The organism is Pseudomonas sp. HY13-MNA-CIBAN-0226 (assembly GCF_040310305.1).
In the GTDB taxonomy this organism is placed as follows: Bacteria; Pseudomonadota; Gammaproteobacteria; order Pseudomonadales; family Pseudomonadaceae; genus Aquipseudomonas; species Aquipseudomonas gregormendelii.
The window spans coordinates 1-16,265 of record NZ_JBEOPS010000028.1; the positions used below are offsets into that span (position 1 = coordinate 1).

Below are 16,265 nucleotides of genomic sequence, written 5' to 3' on the forward strand. Positions count from 1 at the left end.
CACATCTTTGTATGTCAGCACCAACGAGCTTAGACCTCTCTCGCTGGGTGCTGGGTCAACATACAAGGAGCTGCCGAAGGCTGCGATCTGTTGATCTTTTATAGTTCGATAATCGCCCAAAACCCTCAGCTACAGATTGAACTATCTAGTACATTCCGCGCACCATTCGCTCCACAAAACCAATAACCTCCAGGTTCGACCATGTCTCAGCGCCCTGCCCTGTCCGGCTGAATCCGTTTCTCTACTTCCACGATACGCATCTTCAACTGCAGCCTCAGGTTGCGGCATCACCCGTTGCATCCCCAATAAATAGAGAGACCCCTACCCATGACGCCTCCCACTGCGCACTACTTATATCCCAGCCTGATCGCCTTTGCCCTGGCCGCCGCAGCTGGCACCGCGGCCGCCGAGGAGTCGGGTTTCGTCGAGGGCGCCAAGGTCAATCTGAACCTGCGCAATTTCTACATCAACCGTAACTTTACCAACCCGACCAAGACCCAGGGCAAGGCTGAAGAGTGGACGCAGAGTTTTATCCTGGATGCGAAATCCGGGTTCACCCAAGGCACCGTCGGGCTAGGCATGGATGTGCTGGGGCTGTACTCGGTGAAGCTCGATGGCGGCAAGGGCACCGGCGGGACTCAGCTTTTACCTCTGGATCAGGACGGCCGTCCGGCCGATAACTTCGGTCGCACCAACGTGGCGTTCAAGGCGAAGCTGTCGCAAACCGAAGTCAAAGTCGGCGAATGGATGCCCGTGCTGCCGGTCCTGCGTTCGGACGACGGCCGATCCCTGCCGCAAACCTTCAGGGGCGGCCAGATCACTTCCAGGGAGTGGGCTGGGCTGACGCTGTACGGTGGGCAGTTCCGCGCCAATAGTCCGCGCGACGACAGCAGCATGAGCGACATGTCGATGACCGGGAAGCCGTCTTTCACCTCGGACAGATTCAACTTCCAGGGCGGCGAATATGTGTTCAACGATAAACGCACCCAGCTTGCGCTGTGGAACGCCGAGTTGAAGGACATCTACAGCCAGCAGTTCGTCAATGTGATCCACAGCCAGCCCCTGGGCGACTGGACACTGGGCGCCAACCTCGGCTTTTTCTACGGCAAGGACGACGGTAGCGCTCGCGCTGGCGAGCTGGACAACAAGACCTGGTCCGGTCTGTTCTCGGCGAAGTATGGCGGCCATACTTTCTACCTGGGCCTGCAGCAACTCACCGGCGATAGCGCGTGGATGCGGGTCAACGGTACCAGCGGCGGTACGCTGGCCAACGACAGTTACAACTCGAGCTACGACAATGCCCGGGAGAAATCCTGGCAACTGCGCCACGACTACAACTTCGTCGCCGTCGGTATGCCCGGGTTGACCTTGATGAACCGCTACATCAGCGGCAGCAACGTCCACACCGGCACGATCACTGATGGCAAGGAATGGGGTCGCGAAAGCGAACTGGGCTACACCGTACAGAGCGGTGCGCTGAAGGACTTGAACGTCAGATGGCGCAATTCGACCATGCGCCGGGACTACAGCAATAACGAGTTCGATGAGAACCGGCTGATCGTCAGCTACCCGATCAGCCTGTTGTAAGCCTCACCAGCGTCATCGCGGGCAAGCCCGCTCCCACAGGTTTATGTCTTGCGAATGTTTGGGGAATGACACAAAACCTTGTGGGAGCGGGCTTGCCCGCGATGGCGTCAGTTCAGGCAACAAAAATCATAAATCACTCCCGGGACTCAACGCCCAGTTCGTCCCACACTGACTCGGCCAGGTGGAAAGTCGCATTGGCAGCCGGGATGCCGCAGTAGATCGCGCTCTGCATGATCACTTCCTTGATCTCGCCACGGCTCACCCCGTTATTGGCGGCTGCGCGAAGGTGCAATTTGAGTTCTTCATTGCGATTCATGCCGATCAGCATCGCGATGGTGATCAGGCTGCGGGTATGACGTGGCAGGCCTGGGCGGGTCCAGATGTCGCCCCAGGCATGGCGTGTGATCATTTCCTGGAACTCCGAGTTGAACTCGGTCAGGGCGTTCAGGCTGCGATCGACATGGGCGTCGCCGAGAACCGCACGGCGAACTTTCAGCCCCTCATCGTAACGTTGTTGTTCGTCCACGAAACTCCCCCTTATCGAGCTGACAGGAACGCCACGACGCGCTCGCTGAATGCTGCGCCGGCCTGGACGTTGGACAGGTGGGCGGCATGGAACTCGGCGTATTCGGCGCCGGCCACGTGCTCCTGAATGAAGTGACTACCCGCTGGCGGCGTGACCGCATCTCCAGAGCCTGCAATGACCAGCAGCGGCACCTTGATCGAGCCCAGTTGATCACGGAAATCGGCATCGCGCACCGCAGCGCAATTGGCGGCATAACCTTCAGGCGAAGTGGCTGCGAGCATGTCGGTAATGCGGCTGGCGACAGCAGGATTGGCCGAGGCGAAGTCCGGGGTGAACCAGCGCGCAATCGACGCATCCCGCAGGGCGACCATGGCCGCTGCACCATCACGCAGGACGGTTTCAATGCGCGGGTTCCACACCGACGGATCACCGATTTTCGCTGCGGTGTTACACACCACCAGCTTGAGCAGGCGATCACCGGCATTGATCCCCAACCACTGGCCGATCAAACCGCCCATCGACAGGCCACAAAAATGCGCGCGCTCGATGTTCAGGGCATCGAGCAGCGCCAGGACGTCGTGCCCCAGTTGCTCAATGCTGTACGGGCCCGGCGTGACCAGGGATTTCCCGTGACCTCGAGTATCGAACCGCAGTACCCGGAAGTGCTCGGTGAACGCGGCCATCTGCGCGTCCCACATATGCAGGTCGGTGCCCAGCGAGTTGGAGAGCACCAGCACCGGCGCATCCTGCGGTCCGTCGATTTGGTAATGCAGTTCGCCCTCGGCGAGTTGTACAAAAGCCACAGCAATCTCCTTCAGGCAGTTAATCCAGAATGTTCAGCCACCGCTCGCTCGACCCAGGTTCGGGCCTGACCGAGGTAGTGGGCAGGGTTCAACAGATGATCCAGTTCAGCCCCAGACAGCTGGGCAGTGACTTGCGGCTCTTCGCCAAGGACTGCGCGCAGGTGCCGTTGCTGGGCGACAGCACGTTTGCAGCATTGCTCCAGCACATGGTGCGCGGTATCACGCCCCACCCGCTGGGCAAGGACAATGCTCACGGCTTCGGCGAGCACCAGCCCCTGGGTCAGGTCGAGGTTGCGGGTCATGCGTTCGGCGTCTACTTCCAGGCCGGCCGCCATCAGCAGCGCCTGCTTCAGGCTGCCGGACACCAGGCAACAAATCTCTGGCAGGGTTTCCCATTCGGCATGCCACAAGCCCAGGCTGCGCTCGTGCTCTTGCGGCATTGCACTGAACAGGGTCGAGATCAGGCCGGGCACCCGCGTGGCCGCACCGATGAGCACTGCGGCGCCCACCGGATTGCGCTTGTGCGGCATGGTCGAGGAGCCGCCTTTACCTGGTGCCGAGGGCTCGAAAACCTCCCCTGCTTCAGTCTGCATCAGCAGACTGACATCGCGCCCCAACTTGCCCAGGCTGCCGGCGATCAACCCCAGTACGGAACCGAACTCCACCAGGCGATCTCGCTGGGTGTGCCAGGGTTGATCCGGCAAGCCCAGTTGCAGTTCCTTGGCCAGCGCCTGGGCAATCGGCAGCGCTTGGTCGCCGAGAGCAGCCAGGGTTCCGGAGGCGCCACCAAATTGCAGCACCAGCAGGCGCGGCTTGAGTTCTTGCAGGCGTTGACGGCTGCGGGTCACCGCCCCCAGCCAACCGGAGATCTTCATGCCCAGAGTGACGGGCGTGGCGTGTTGCAGCCAGGTCCGGCCAGCCAACGGCGTGGCAGCATAGCGTTCGGCCTGAGTCGAGAGGATTGCACCCAGCTGTGCCAGGTCACTTTCGATCAGCTCCAGCGCCCGGCGCAGTTGCAGCACCAGGCCGGTGTCCATCACGTCCTGGCTGGTTGCGCCAAGATGCACATAACGTTCGGCGTCGGCATCGGTCGCCGCGATCTGTTTGCCCAGGGCTTTAACCAGCGGGATGGCCGAATTGCCCGCTGTGGCAATGGCCTCGCCGAGCGCTGCAAAGTCGTAGAGTCCGGCCCGGCAAGCCGCCTGGATCGGCGCCACAGCAGTCTGCGGGATCAGGCCGACTGTTGCCTCGGCCCGAGCCAGCGCCGACTCGAAGTCGAGCATCGCCTGGACGCGCCCCCGATCGCAGAACACTTCGCGCATGTCGCGGGCAGTGAAATAGGCATCGAACAACTGATTGCCCGGTCGCTCGTTCATAAACTATCCCTGCAAGCGTGGGCCGTTCAGGCCCACGGGTAAATATCAAAGGTCGTGGTGCAAGTATTTCGCCTGTTTCGGCAGGCGCAGGCTGAACAGGAACGCCACCGCCATCATCACCGTCACGTACCAGTAGAAAGAGTTTTCCATGCCCACGGCCTTGAGGCTCAGCGCCACATACTCGGCCGACCCGCCGAAAATTGCATTTGCCACCGCATACGCCAGGCCCACGCCCAATGCGCGTACTTCCGGCGGGAACATCTCGGCTTTAACCAAGCCACTGATGGAGGTGTAGAAACTCACAATCGCCAGTGCCACGGTAATCAGCACAAACGCCAGGAAAGGACTGCTGACACTTTTCAGGCTGAGCAGGATCGGCACGGTGCACAGGGTCCCGAGGGCGCCGAACCAGAGCATCGAGTTGCGCCGGCCGATCTTGTCCGCGAGCATGCCGAACAGCGGCTGCATGCACATGTACAGGAACAGCGCGCCGGTCATGATGTAGCTGGCCGTCTTGGCGTGCATGCCGGCGGTATTCACCAGGTATTTCTGCATGTACGTGGTAAACGTGTAGAAAATCAGCGAACCACCGGCGGTGTAGCCCAGCACGGTGATAAACGCAGCTTTATGATCACGGAACAGCGCACGGATACTGCCGGCGTCCTTGTTCTCGCGCATTTCCTTGCTGCTGGTTTCCTTCAACGAACGGCGCAGGAACAGCGAAATCAGCGCCGCCACCGCACCGACCACGAACGGGATCCGCCAGCCGTAGGCACGCAGGTCATCCTCGGTGAGAAATTGCTGCAGCACCACAACCAGGGACACCGCGAGCAACTGGCCGCCAATCAGCGTCACGTACTGGAACGAGGCGAAGAATCCGCGCTGGCCCTTGAGAGCGACTTCACTCATGTAGGTAGCGGTGGTGCCGTATTCGCCGCCAACCGACAGGCCCTGCAGCAAACGGGCGAATAGCAGCATGATCGGCGCCCAGACGCCAATGTCCTTGTAGGTCGGCAGGCAGGCAATGAGCAAGGAGCCGAAGCACATCATCAGAATCGATATCAGCATCGAATTCTTGCGCCCGTGCTTGTCCGCGACGCGACCGAAGATCCAGCCGCCGATGGGCCGCATCAGGAACCCGGCAGCGAACACGCCCGCCGTGTTGACCAGTTGCACGGTCGGGTTGTCGGACGGGAAAAACGCCGGGGCGAAGTAGATGGCGCAGAAGGCGTAAACGTAGAAGTCGAACCATTCAACGAGGTTGCCCGAGGAGGCGCCAACAATTGCGAAGATTCGTTTTTTACGCTCTTCGCCGGTGTAGTGCGCTGGAGTAGCGGTGGGGGTTGTCATTGTTTTTCACTCTTTGGGGACAGTGACAGTCTAGACATACTTTGCAACAGTCCCGTTCCGCAGATGCATCAGGCAAAGCAATCCCGTGTGGGGAACCCGCACGGGATTAACATTTGCGGGGTTCTCAATAATCGAAGAACACCGTCTCCGCCTCAGTGCCCTGCAAAATCACATTCCACTGGTACACGCCGGCCGCGTCCTGCTTCGCCAGCAAGGTGCTGCGGCGCTCCGCAGGTACGCACTCCAGCAGCGAATCATCGACGTTCGCCGGCTCGCCATCGAAGTAAATCCGTGTCAGCAGATGCTTCACCAGCCCGCGGGCGAACACCAGCACCACCAGATGCGGCGCCTGAGTCGTGCCTTTCAGGCCTTGCACGATACCTGGCTTGATCGTGGTAAAGCGGAAGCGCCCCTGCGCATCCACCGGTACCCGGCCAAACCCTTCGAAGTTCGGGTCCAGCGCCTTGGCCTGGTCATCTTCCGGGTGATCGTATTTGCCAGCGGCATTGGCCTGCCAGATTTCCAGCATGGCGTCGTTGACGAAGTCTCCGTTGCCGTCCACCACCTGCCCGCTGATGGCGACGCGCTGGCCCAGGGTCTGTTCGACGGTCAGGTCTTCGCGGTTCAGCCAGGTCAGGCCGATGTGGTAATAGGGTCCGACGGTGTGGGATGTGGTCGCGTTGAGCGTCATCTTATTTCTCCATCGGCGTGGCTTCGCGGCCGCGCAAAACGATGTCCCAGCGGTAACCGAGGGCATAGGAAGGGATGGTTTTCTCCAGATCGAAACTGGCGATCAAGCGCTCTTTGGCGCTGGTATCCGGTACGCAGTTGTAGATCGGGTCATACGCCAGCAGCGGGTCACCCGGGAAGTACATCTGGGTGACCAGACGCGTCAGGATGCTTGGCCCGAACAGCGAGAAATGGATATGCGCAGGGCGCCAGGCATTGTGGTGGTTGCCCCACGGATAAGCACCCGGCTTGATGGTCTGGAACTGGTACCAGCCTTCAGCATCGGTCACGGTGCGACCGGTGCCGGTGAAGTTCGGGTCCAGCGGCGCGTCGTGCAGGTCACGCGCATGGTTGTAGCGCCCGGCGGCGTTGGCCTGCCAGATTTCCACCAGGATACCCGGCACCGGCAGGCCGTCTTCGTCCAGCACGCGACCATGGACAATGATGCGCTCACCCTGGGGTTCGCCCGAATGTTGCGCGGTCAGGTCGTTGTCCTGGGCTTGGATACGCTCGGCACCGATGGTCGGGCCGGTGATCTCCGACAACGAGTGCGGCAAAAACACCAACGGCTGCGACGGCGCGCGCAGGTTGGTGGATTGATAGGCCGGGTGCAGGTAGGCCGGTTGAGTGCCCTCCTGCGGGCGGCGGTAACCAGGCTTGTCAGTCATTACGCTTTCCTCTGTTCTTGTTAGCTGACGCGTTCAATCGCCAGGGCCAGGCCTTGGCCGACGCCGACACACATGGTCGCCAGGCCCTTGCTGCCGCCGGTTTTTTCCAGTTGATGCAAGGCCGTGAGTACCAGGCGCGCACCGCTCATGCCTAACGGATGGCCCAGGGCAATGGCGCCGCCGTTCGGGTTGACCTGAGGTGCGTCGTCCGCCAACCCCAGCTCGCGCAGGACGGCGAGGCCCTGGCTGGCAAATGCTTCGTTGAGTTCGATCACGTCGAAGTCGCTGACGGCCAGCCCCAGGCGTTCGGTCAACTTGCGCACCGCCGGCACCGGGCCGATGCCCATGACCCGAGGTGCAACACCGGCACTCGACATCCCCAGCACTTTCGCACGAGCCGTCAGGCCGTGTTTCCTTACAGCGTCGGCCGATGCCAGGATCAATGCCGCTGCGCCGTCGTTTACGCCTGAAGCGTTGCCGGCAGTAACCGTTTTGTCCGCACCGTTAACCGGTTTGAGCCTGGCCAGGGTTTCCAGGGTAGTGTCGCCGCGAGGATGCTCGTCCTGGCTGACCACTGTTTCACCCTTTTTGTGGGCAATGCGCACTTCGATGATTTCTTCTGCGAAATAGCCGGCTGCCTGGGCAGCGGCGGTCCGTTGCTGGCTGCGCAGTGCGAACGCGTCCTGATCTTCGCGCGAGACTTCATAATCGTCGGCGACGTTGTCAGCAGTCTGCGGCATTGCATCCACACCGTACTGGGCTTTCATCAACGGGTTGATGAAACGCCAGCCGATAGTGGTGTCTTCCAGCTTCATGCTGCGAGAAAACGCGGCATCGGCCTTGCCCATGACGAACGGTGCCCGGGACATCGACTCCACCCCGCCGGCGATGGCCAGTTCCATTTCACCACTGGCAATCGCCCGAAACGCGGTGCCGATGGCGTCCATGCCCGAAGCGCAGAGGCGGTTGAGCGTAACGCCCGGAATGGACTCCGGCAGCCCGGCCAACAGCAAGGCCATGCGTGCGACGTTACGGTTGTCTTCGCCGGCCTGGTTGGCACAGCCGAGGAATACCTCGTCCACTGCGTTCCAGTCGACTGATGGATTGCGCTCCATCAAAGCCTTGATCGGCACGGCGGCCAAATCATCGGCGCGGACCGCCGACAGTCCGCCACCGAAGCGGCCGATAGGGGTGCGAATCGCGTCGCAGATAAAAACGTCACGCATCAGGCTTCTCCGGGGGCTTGGCCATGGGCGGCTGCGGTGCGGGCTTCCAGATCCCTGAGCGCCTTGAGTTCGACTTCAGTAGGCTCGGCGGTGTGCTCGACGGTTTCGGCGAAGCGAATGGCCCAGCCGGTGGCCGCCACCACATGCTCGCGGGTCACGCCTGGGTGCAGTGCGGTCACCACGAATTCGTGAGTGCCCTCTTCAGGTTCCATGATGCACAGGTCGGTAATGATGCCTACAGGACCGGCACCCGGCAGGCCCAGGCGTTTACGCGAATCGCCGCCCTCGCCATGACCCACCGAGGTGATGAAGTCCAGCTTGTCGACGAACGAGCGTGACGACTGTTTGAGGATAATCAATACGCTCTTGGCCGAGCCGGCAATTTCCGGAGCACCGCCGGCACCCGGCAGACGGACCTTGGGTGAATGGTAGTCGCCGACCACGGTGGTATTGATGTTGCCGAAGCGATCGACCTGCGCGGCGCCGAGGAAGCCGACGTCGATGCGCCCGCCCTGCAGCCAGTAGCGAAAGATCTCACCGGTGGGGACGACAGTGTCAGCAGTTTCCGCCAGCTCACCGTCACCAATCGACAGCGGCAGCACACTAGGCTTGGCACCGATCGGGCCGGATTCGTAGATCAGCACGACATCAGGCGACGATGTCAGGCGTGCCAGGTTGGCGGCTTTGGAAGGCAGGCCGATGCCGACGAAACACACCGAACCGTTCTTCAGGCGGCGGGCGGCAGCGACGGTCATCATTTCATTGGTGGTGTAAGTCATTACTTGGCCTCCGAAGCAGCGGCCAGCTTGGCCTGGAACTCGCTGAAGTCAGCGCTACCGTGGATGTATTCGTTGATCCATGCGGTGAAAGTCTCACGGTCACGGGCGATCGGATCCCAGGCCTGGTAAAAGCGGTTGTCCCGCTCGTTGTACCCATGGGCGTAGGACGGATGCGCACCGCCCGGTACGTGGCAGACCGCGCTGAGCGCCCAGGTGGGCAGCACGCAGGAGTTCATCGGCGCGTTCAGGTCGTCGACGATTTCTTCAACGGTGACGATGCAACGCTTGGCTGCGAGCGCCGCTTCTTTCTGCACCCCAAGAATACCCCAGAGCAATACGTTGCCCTTGCGATCGGCTTTCTGTGCATGGATCACGGTGATGTCCGGGCGTACCGAAGGCACCGCGGCCAATACTTCGCCAGTGAAGGGGCAAGTGACCGTTTTGATCAGCGGATTGACCTTGGGCAAGTCGGAGCCGGCGTAGGCGCGCAGTACTGCGAAAGGCAGCCCGGAGGCGCCGGCAACGTAGGCGTTGGCCAGGTCGGCATGGCTGTGTTCTTCGATTTCCAGCGGGTGTGGCCAGTGCTTCTCGACCGCGTCACGCAAACGGTGCAGCGAGCCAACACCAGGGTTGCCGCCCCAGGAGAAAATCAGCTTGCGCGCGCATCCGGCTCCGATCAACTGGTCGTAGATCAGGTCAGGTGTCATCCGTACCAGCGTCAGGTCTTTCTTGCCCTGGCGAATGATTTCGTGACCCGCCGCCGTAGGGATCAGGTGAGTGAAGCCTTCGAGCGCGACGGTATCGCCGTCGTTTACGAATTGCTTCACTGCTTCGTGCAGCGAAAGGATTTCAGCCATGGGGCAGGCTCCCGTTTTGTAATGAACCGACAGTGGATGAAAAGGGCGCGATGCGCAGCGCCGGAGTAACTGAAGAGTAAGCCTGCGCAATGGGCCAAACAATCCGATAATCGACTGAGTGTTCGTTTATCGAACAGATTGTTGTTGGGCTATCGTTCTGCGTGACCCGCGAAAAATCGCAGCCTTCAGCACCTCCCACCGGACTTCGCGCACACGTAGGAGCTGCCGCAGGCTGCAATCTTTAGCGGGCCGCAACCGGGCTCAGGTCGCATCCGCATGACTGACCATGCCCTTGATCACCACCGCCGCCGTCGCCAGTGCCGCCGGTATCACCAGCGCCGTCAGCACCTGCTCGAAGTTCCAGCCCAGGCCCAGCAACGTCGCACCCATCCATGCGCCGAGAATCGCACCGAAGCGGCCAATACCCAGCATCCACGAGACGCCGGTCGCCCGCCCCTGTGTCGGATAAAACCGCGCCGCCAGCGACGGCATGGCCGACTGCGCACCGTTAACACACATCCCGGCCACCAGCACCAACGTCGCCAACAGAGTGATGTTGCCCAGGCTCTGTCCCACCGCGTAGGCAAACACCCCCGCCAGCAGGTAGAAAGTGCCAATGACCTTGTGCGGATTGAAGCGATCCATCGCCCAGCCCACTCCTACGGCGCTCAATACCCCGCCGAACTGAAACAACGCGCCGATGAAGGCCGCTTGTTCCATGCTGGCGCCGCTATCGCGCATCAAGGTCGGTAACCAGCTGGTCAGCAGGTAGACAATCACCAGCCCCATGAAATAGGTGAGCCACAACAGCAACGTGCCAGTGCTGTAGGTGCCGTTGAAGATCACCGCAAACACGTTGCGGGCTTTGACGGTTTTCTGTTCCGGCACACTGAAGCTTGCAGCCTGGGCGACAACGACCGGGTCGATGGGCGCGAGGGTCTTGCGCACTTTATCGGTGCCGCGATTGCGTACCACCAGATAACGCGCCGATTCCGGTAACCAGAACAACAGGACAACGGCGAGGATCAGCGGAAGGACCCCGCCAATAAACAACAGGCTGTGCCAGCCGAACATGGGGATCAGCTTGGCCGAGATGAACCCGCCGCCCGCCATGCCCAGGTTAAAACCGCAGAACATGCTGGTCACCAGCAAAGATTTTTTGCGCTCCGGGGTGTATTCCGACAGCAGTGTGGTCGCGTTCGGCATCCCGGCCCCCAGGCCCAGGCCCGTGAGAAACCGCAATACCAGCAGTTGGTCGACGTTGGTGCTGTAGGCCGACGCGAGGCTGAATGCGCCGAACAGCACCACCGCACCGACCAGCACCACTTTGCGTCCGAAGCGGTCAGCCAGCGGGCCGGAGCCCAATGCGCCAAACACCATGCCGATCAGGGCAGCACTCATTACCGGGCCGAGGCTGGCCCGATCGATCCCCCAGTCCTGGGACAGGGCCGGCGCGATGAAACCCATGGCCGCCGTGTCAAGGCCATCGAGAAAGACAATCAGGAAACACAGGATCACCACTCGCCACTGGTAGCGCGAAATGGGTTGGGCATTGATGAAGGACTGCACGTCGAGGCAGTTACCTACAACAGACTGGGGCTGGTTCATTATTTTTATTCCACGCAAGAACGCAGTCGAACAGGTGCCAGCCTGGTGCTGGCGCTGCGGCGACATTAATGATCCTGGGGAAACAGCGTCAATTCGATAAACGCGAGTCTGTGCGTTTATCGAACACTTCGCAGCTGTGCGCTAGGCAAAGAGCTGACTGCTGAGGTCGCGGCTGGCACTGAGCAGCCCAGGCAGGAATCGCTGTTCGAGTTCGTTGCGACTGACCCGGCCAGCGTGGGTGCTGACGTTTAATGCCGCCACCACCTGCCCGGAGGCGTCATACACGGGAACGGCGATCGAGCGCAGGCCTTGTTCGAGTTCCTGGTCGACGATGCACCAGCCCTGTTGCCGTACCTCTTGCAAACATTCGAGCAAGGCTTCGGGGGTGTGCAGGGTACGGCTGGTCTTGGCCTGTAACTCGGCGTGATCGAGGTACTCGCGCAGCGAAGTGTCGTCCAGCGCGGCCAACAGGATTCTGCCCATAGAGGTGCAATAGGCGGGAAGCCGCCCGCCCACCGAGAGGTCGACCGAGATCAGCCGTTGGGTGGTCGCCGAGCGCGCGATGTACAAAATGTCATCGCCCTCCAGCGTGGCCATGTTGCAGGCCTCGTGCAGTTGTTCGCTCATGCGGTCCAGGTACGGCTGGGCGGAGACCGCCAGCGGCGTCGATGACAGGTAGGCATGGCCGAGCGTCAGGACTTTGGGCAGCAGTGAATAGGTGCGCCCGTCCGTGGTGGCGTAGCCGAGCTTGATCAGCGTGTGCAGGCAACGTCGCACTGCAGCGCGAGGTATTTCCGTGCGGTGGCTGATTTGGGCAATGGTCAGGTGGCGCTTGCGCTCCTGGAAGGCCTGCACCACCGCCAGGCCGCGGGCCAGCGACGTCATGAAATCCGGGTCGCCGGTCAGCGCCTGGATCCGTTTGGCGGGAGACGCGACTATCGGCGGCGCCACTGAAGCGAAGGAGTTGCGCAGTTGGTCGTTCATATCAGGTCCTTTTCCCACACGATTCGGGAGCCATTACAAGCGGCTCCGGTACGGTGCACAAGAGACACCGGTCAACATCGGGCGATTATCGAACCATCAACCGATTATCGCAAACCCACTGTCGGCCACACAGCTGACGAGCGCCGGAAGTTTTCCTGGAACGGAACTCTCGTACAACTAAGGGTGGGCAATTGGCTGCGAACTTGCCGGCCACAATGGCGTCAGAAAGACAGCGTCACAAAATACATACGCTGAACGGCCTAGTTCAGGGTAAAACTTATGTCGCATTAAACAAACTTCGCGCAATATCTTGTTTTAACGGTTTAGAGATAGTGTTCTACGAAACGGCCGCTATAATACAATTCAATGGCGACTCGGCTACTCACCTGCCGAGTCCACCATTGGGTGGCGCAATGTTCCATTGTCGCCCCCAGCAGCAAGCGCCTGCCGCTGATCACTGGATTCAACGCCAACGCGCTCGCTGAAACTGGAGACTGATGCTACGTCAGCTGTTTATCTCTGGTGCCGTGGCCGCCTGTAACCTGTATTGAATGCTCTCGCCAACGAAAACCTCCCGGGTTGACGCCGACTGCACTCGATACCGCTGTGCAGTGCGTTTCACCAGAATCAATCTCAACTCATACAGGTAGCACTGTGACGAAAGACGAACTGCGCGCGGAACTTGAGCGCCAGGAACAACGTTACAAGGAAGTTTACGGCGGGGAAGTCACCACCTACGCCGCACAGCCCGAACCGGAACGTAAACCCTGGCGTAAACGCGCCACCGTTCAGGATCAGGCGTTCAGCCAGGAACTGCAAAAGATGGAAAAGGAACTCAAAGCCGAAGAGCCATGAATCGCTAGGCTTTGATCTTTCCAGGGGTCTGGATGCGGGCCTGCTAAAAGCGGCTTGAGTCGATGATGCCTTCGCGCCCGCTACGAGCGGGCAGCGGCTACCTTGTCCACCGGATGAGGTGACAGGTTCATTTCTGACCCTTATTTCAGAAATTTCCTACGGGTGTTCATATTTTTCCAGCTGCTCGGAGAAACCCCTGTGTGTGCAGCCTTTACCTTAAGATTCAAAGACCTGCAAAACCCGCCGAGGCACCGCCAAGCGCAAACTAAATCGTTGAAGAATGTTACCGATGAGCAGCTAGTGCATCGATTTCCATCCTTTTCTGGCATAATCGCGCCCCCTTACGACCGGGTCAGAAAACCTTCATGATCGATTTATTCAGCGGACTGGATGCTTGGGTGCTCGTGAGCCTCTTGCTCGCCCTGGCCTTTGTCCTCGCCTTCGAGTTCATCAACGGCTTTCATGACACCGCTAACGCGGTGGCCACCGTTATTTACACCAAAGCCATGCCGCCCCATCTGGCGGTGTTCTTTTCCGGTGTGTTCAACTTTCTCGGCGTGCTGCTGGGCGGTGTCGGCGTGGCGTATGCCATCGTCCACCTGCTGCCGGTAGAACTGCTGATCAATGTGAACACCGGTCACGGGCTGGCCATGGTGTTCTCGCTGCTTGCCGCGGCCATCACCTGGAACCTGGGCACCTGGTACTTCGGTATCCCGGCCTCCAGCTCCCACACGCTGATCGGTTCGATTCTCGGTGTCGGCCTGGCCAACGCCCTGATCAACGACATTCCGCTGGCAGACGGTGTGAACTGGCAGAAAGCGATCGATATCGCCGCCTCCCTCGTCTTTTCGCCAATGGCTGGTTTCCTGATCGCCGCGCTGATCCTGATCGGCCTGAAATGGTGGCGCCCGCTGTCGAAGATGCACAAGACGCCGGAACAGCGCCGCAAGGTCGACGACAAGAAACACCCGCCTTTCTGGAACCGCCTGGTCCTGGTTATTTCGGCCATGGCCGTGAGTTTCGTGCACGGTTCCAACGACGGCCAGAAAGGTATCGGCCTGATCATGCTGGTGCTGATCGGTATCGTCCCGGCGCAGTTCGTACTTGACCTGGGCAGCACTACATACCAGATCGAACGGACTCGCGACGCGACCCTGCACTTGAGCCAGTTCTACAAGCGCAATGCCGATACCCTGGGCGAGTTCCTGGCCCTGGGCAAGAGCGTGGAAGGCGATCTGCCGGAGAAATTCCGGTGCAACCCGCAACAGACCGAACCGACCATCACCGCCCTGCTCGGCACTTTGAAAGGTGTTTCCGACTACCACTCGCTGCCGTCGGACAGTCGCATCGAAGTGCGTCGCTACCTGCTCTGCCTGGATGACACGGCGAAGAAAGTCAGCAAATTGCCTGGCTTGGCCGCACGTGAAAAGGCCGACCTGGACAAGCTGCGCAAGGACTTGACCACCACCACCGAATACGCCCCGTTCTGGGTCATCCTGGCGGTCGCCCTGGCGCTGGGCCTGGGCACCATGGTTGGCTGGAAGCGCGTGGTACTGACCATCGGCGAGAAAATCGGCAAGCAGGGCATGACCTATTCCCAGGGCATGTCGGCGCAGATCACCACCGCGAGCCTGATCGGCATGGCAAACATCTTTAGCCTGCCGGTTTCCACCACTCACGTACTGTCCTCGGGCGTGGCCGGTACCATGGTCGCGAACAAAAGTGGCCTGCAAGGCGGCACCGTGAAAACCATCCTGCTGGCCTGGGTGTTGACCCTGCCGGCAACGGTAGGCTTGTCGGCCGGCCTGTTCTGGCTGGCGTCGAAGGCGCTGGGTAGCTGATAGTCAGCGGCACAAAAAAGGCGCGTCCCGTGAGGTTCGCGCCTTTTTTATGCCTGCAAACAACCGCCAATCTTGGGAAGCCCCGGCCTTTTCGCGGGCAAAAAAAAAGGGCAACCGAAGTTGCCCAAAATGCCTTGCGTGCTCATTGTTTCCAGAAAGACCTACGGTTTTTTCCGTTTGTGCGAGTCTTGCCAGATGAAAAATCCAAACCCTGCAAAAAACAGAACCATGAGGCCGACTGTCAGCACTCCGGCGATCACCACGTTGTCGAAAAACATGACTGGCCTCCAGCACTTGCCCTGTTGCGATAGGGCTAAGTTAACCAATCGGGCAGGAGAGAAAATTGACCGGGATCAATGTCGCCCGAGACTGGGCGTAAAGGAGAGGCAAAACTGACCTGCATCAAACAATGCAGGGGGGGGCTTAACGCTTTTTCGGCTTGTTCTTCGGCTTCTTCTTGGGTTTTCCCAAAGGCATGGCCTGCTCGAATGCCTGGCGCACTTCATTGAGGCGCTTCTCGTTGAGGTCATGAACCCGCTTGGCGCGTTCAGTGTTGAGATCGATCAGTTTGTCGTCCTGGCTCATGTTTTTTAATACATCGCATCGTTTAAAGGTGCTGCGCTTGCACGCATGTTCCCGCCAATAATGGAGCCTGACGACGGCGCTGACCAGTGCTGGCATCAGATCTCGATATCGACCCACAAACCCTGCCTCGGCTCGTCTTCGATCAACGGCGCCACTGGCACCGTGTTGTCCGCGTTCAACTCATAGCCGGGAATCGGCAAATGCTGATCAGATTGGCCATCGGCTTCTCGCCGACGCTTTTCTCGCTGCTGCTGACGGCGCTGTTCTTCGCGCAGCTGAAATGCTGCTTCCTCGGGGTCGCGCTGCTGCAGGTCGATCGTGCTGTCGCTGGAGGTCTGCTGTACCGGGGTCACGGGCGCGATGTCCGGGCGCTGGCGAACCGGGTCCTGCTGTGAAGTGATCGGCACGGCACTCAATGGGAGCATCGGTGGCAGCATGATTTTTGTTCTCCTGTCAGCAGGCTGTCGGCTGCGGGGACCGCGACTTGAGCC

Annotated in this window: 17 protein-coding genes; 3 read left to right on the forward strand and 14 right to left on the reverse strand. The window is 60.3% G+C overall.

Features of this window, described 5'->3' with window-relative positions; genetic code table 11:
- Nucleotides 1-327 precede the first annotated feature (327 nt).
- Complete coding sequence (locus AAEZ05_RS25410) at nt 328-1,587, forward strand: OprD family porin (RefSeq protein WP_045061036.1); 1,260 nt, start codon at nt 328-330, stop codon at nt 1,585-1,587.
- Between the two features lie 133 nt (nt 1,588-1,720).
- Here AAEZ05_RS25410 and pcaC read toward each other — a convergent pair whose 3' ends face one another.
- The 11 genes from pcaC to pcaR form a co-directional block, all read right to left on the reverse strand.
- Complete coding sequence (gene pcaC, locus AAEZ05_RS25415) at nt 1,721-2,113, reverse strand: 4-carboxymuconolactone decarboxylase (RefSeq protein WP_045061037.1); 393 nt, start codon at nt 2,111-2,113, stop codon at nt 1,721-1,723.
- Between the two features lie 11 nt (nt 2,114-2,124).
- The gene (gene pcaD / locus AAEZ05_RS25420) at nt 2,125-2,916 is read right to left on the reverse strand and encodes a 3-oxoadipate enol-lactonase (protein WP_045061038.1); all 792 of its coding nucleotides are present in this window, start codon (nt 2,914-2,916) and stop codon (nt 2,125-2,127) included.
- Nucleotides 2,917-2,927: 11 nt separating this feature from the next.
- Nucleotides 2,928-4,292: a 3-carboxy-cis,cis-muconate cycloisomerase gene (locus AAEZ05_RS25425; RefSeq protein WP_045061039.1), complete on the reverse strand. Its 1,365-nt coding sequence runs from the start codon at nt 4,290-4,292 to the stop codon at nt 2,928-2,930.
- Nucleotides 4,293-4,337: 45 nt separating this feature from the next.
- The gene (locus AAEZ05_RS25430; RefSeq protein WP_045061040.1) at nt 4,338-5,642 is read right to left on the reverse strand and encodes an MFS family transporter; all 1,305 of its coding nucleotides are present in this window, start codon (nt 5,640-5,642) and stop codon (nt 4,338-4,340) included.
- 124 nt (nt 5,643-5,766) lie between these two features.
- Nucleotides 5,767-6,333: a protocatechuate 3,4-dioxygenase subunit alpha gene (gene pcaG, locus AAEZ05_RS25435; protein WP_045061041.1), complete on the reverse strand. Its 567-nt coding sequence runs from the start codon at nt 6,331-6,333 to the stop codon at nt 5,767-5,769.
- A 1-nt stretch (nt 6,334) separates the two neighbouring features.
- Nucleotides 6,335-7,039, reverse strand: a complete 705-nt coding sequence (gene pcaH, locus AAEZ05_RS25440) for a protocatechuate 3,4-dioxygenase subunit beta (RefSeq protein WP_045061042.1) — start codon at nt 7,037-7,039, stop codon at nt 6,335-6,337.
- A 20-nt stretch (nt 7,040-7,059) separates the two neighbouring features.
- Nucleotides 7,060-8,268 (reverse strand): 3-oxoadipyl-CoA thiolase, encoded by a 1,209-nt coding sequence (gene pcaF / locus AAEZ05_RS25445; RefSeq protein WP_177328580.1) that lies wholly within the window; start codon nt 8,266-8,268, stop codon nt 7,060-7,062.
- The gene (locus AAEZ05_RS25450; protein WP_350649407.1) at nt 8,265-9,044 is read right to left on the reverse strand and encodes a CoA-transferase subunit beta; all 780 of its coding nucleotides are present in this window, start codon (nt 9,042-9,044) and stop codon (nt 8,265-8,267) included. The genes pcaF and AAEZ05_RS25450 overlap by 4 nt, the downstream gene beginning before the upstream one ends.
- Nucleotides 9,044-9,901 carry a CoA transferase subunit A gene (locus tag AAEZ05_RS25455; protein WP_350598464.1) on the reverse strand — a complete coding sequence of 286 codons (858 nt, stop codon included), beginning with the start codon at nt 9,899-9,901 and terminating at the stop codon, nt 9,044-9,046. The genes AAEZ05_RS25450 and AAEZ05_RS25455 overlap by 1 nt, the downstream gene beginning before the upstream one ends.
- A gap of 261 nt (nt 9,902-10,162) precedes the next feature.
- Nucleotides 10,163-11,509: a 4-hydroxybenzoate transporter PcaK gene (gene pcaK, locus AAEZ05_RS25460; RefSeq protein ID WP_045061046.1), complete on the reverse strand. Its 1,347-nt coding sequence runs from the start codon at nt 11,507-11,509 to the stop codon at nt 10,163-10,165.
- A gap of 141 nt (nt 11,510-11,650) precedes the next feature.
- A complete protein-coding gene (pcaR, locus tag AAEZ05_RS25465) occupies nt 11,651-12,493 on the reverse strand; it encodes a pca regulon transcriptional regulator PcaR (protein WP_045061047.1) in 843 nt (280 codons plus the stop codon).
- A 654-nt stretch (nt 12,494-13,147) separates the two neighbouring features.
- Here pcaR and AAEZ05_RS25470 point away from each other — a divergent pair.
- Both AAEZ05_RS25470 and AAEZ05_RS25475 read left to right on the forward strand, forming a co-directional pair.
- Nucleotides 13,148-13,348 carry a hypothetical protein gene (locus tag AAEZ05_RS25470; protein WP_007903846.1) on the forward strand — a complete coding sequence of 67 codons (201 nt, stop codon included), beginning with the start codon at nt 13,148-13,150 and terminating at the stop codon, nt 13,346-13,348.
- A 365-nt stretch (nt 13,349-13,713) separates the two neighbouring features.
- Nucleotides 13,714-15,189, forward strand: coding sequence for an inorganic phosphate transporter (locus AAEZ05_RS25475; RefSeq protein WP_045061048.1), 1,476 nt, complete (start codon nt 13,714-13,716; stop codon nt 15,187-15,189).
- 161 nt (nt 15,190-15,350) lie between these two features.
- Here the strand turns inward: AAEZ05_RS25475 and ccoM are convergent, their stop codons facing one another.
- The 3 genes from ccoM to AAEZ05_RS25490 all read right to left on the reverse strand — a co-directional run bounded on the left by ccoM (nt 15,351) and on the right by AAEZ05_RS25490 (nt 16,211).
- Nucleotides 15,351-15,467 carry a cytochrome c oxidase subunit CcoM gene (ccoM, locus tag AAEZ05_RS25480; protein WP_045061049.1) on the reverse strand — a complete coding sequence of 39 codons (117 nt, stop codon included), beginning with the start codon at nt 15,465-15,467 and terminating at the stop codon, nt 15,351-15,353.
- 145 nt (nt 15,468-15,612) lie between these two features.
- Nucleotides 15,613-15,870, reverse strand: coding sequence for a hypothetical protein (locus tag AAEZ05_RS25485; protein WP_045061050.1), 258 nt, complete (start codon nt 15,868-15,870; stop codon nt 15,613-15,615).
- A complete protein-coding gene (locus AAEZ05_RS25490) occupies nt 15,870-16,211 on the reverse strand; it encodes a hypothetical protein (protein ID WP_045061051.1) in 342 nt (113 codons plus the stop codon). The genes AAEZ05_RS25485 and AAEZ05_RS25490 overlap by 1 nt, the downstream gene beginning before the upstream one ends.
- Nucleotides 16,212-16,265: the final 54 nt, after the last annotated feature.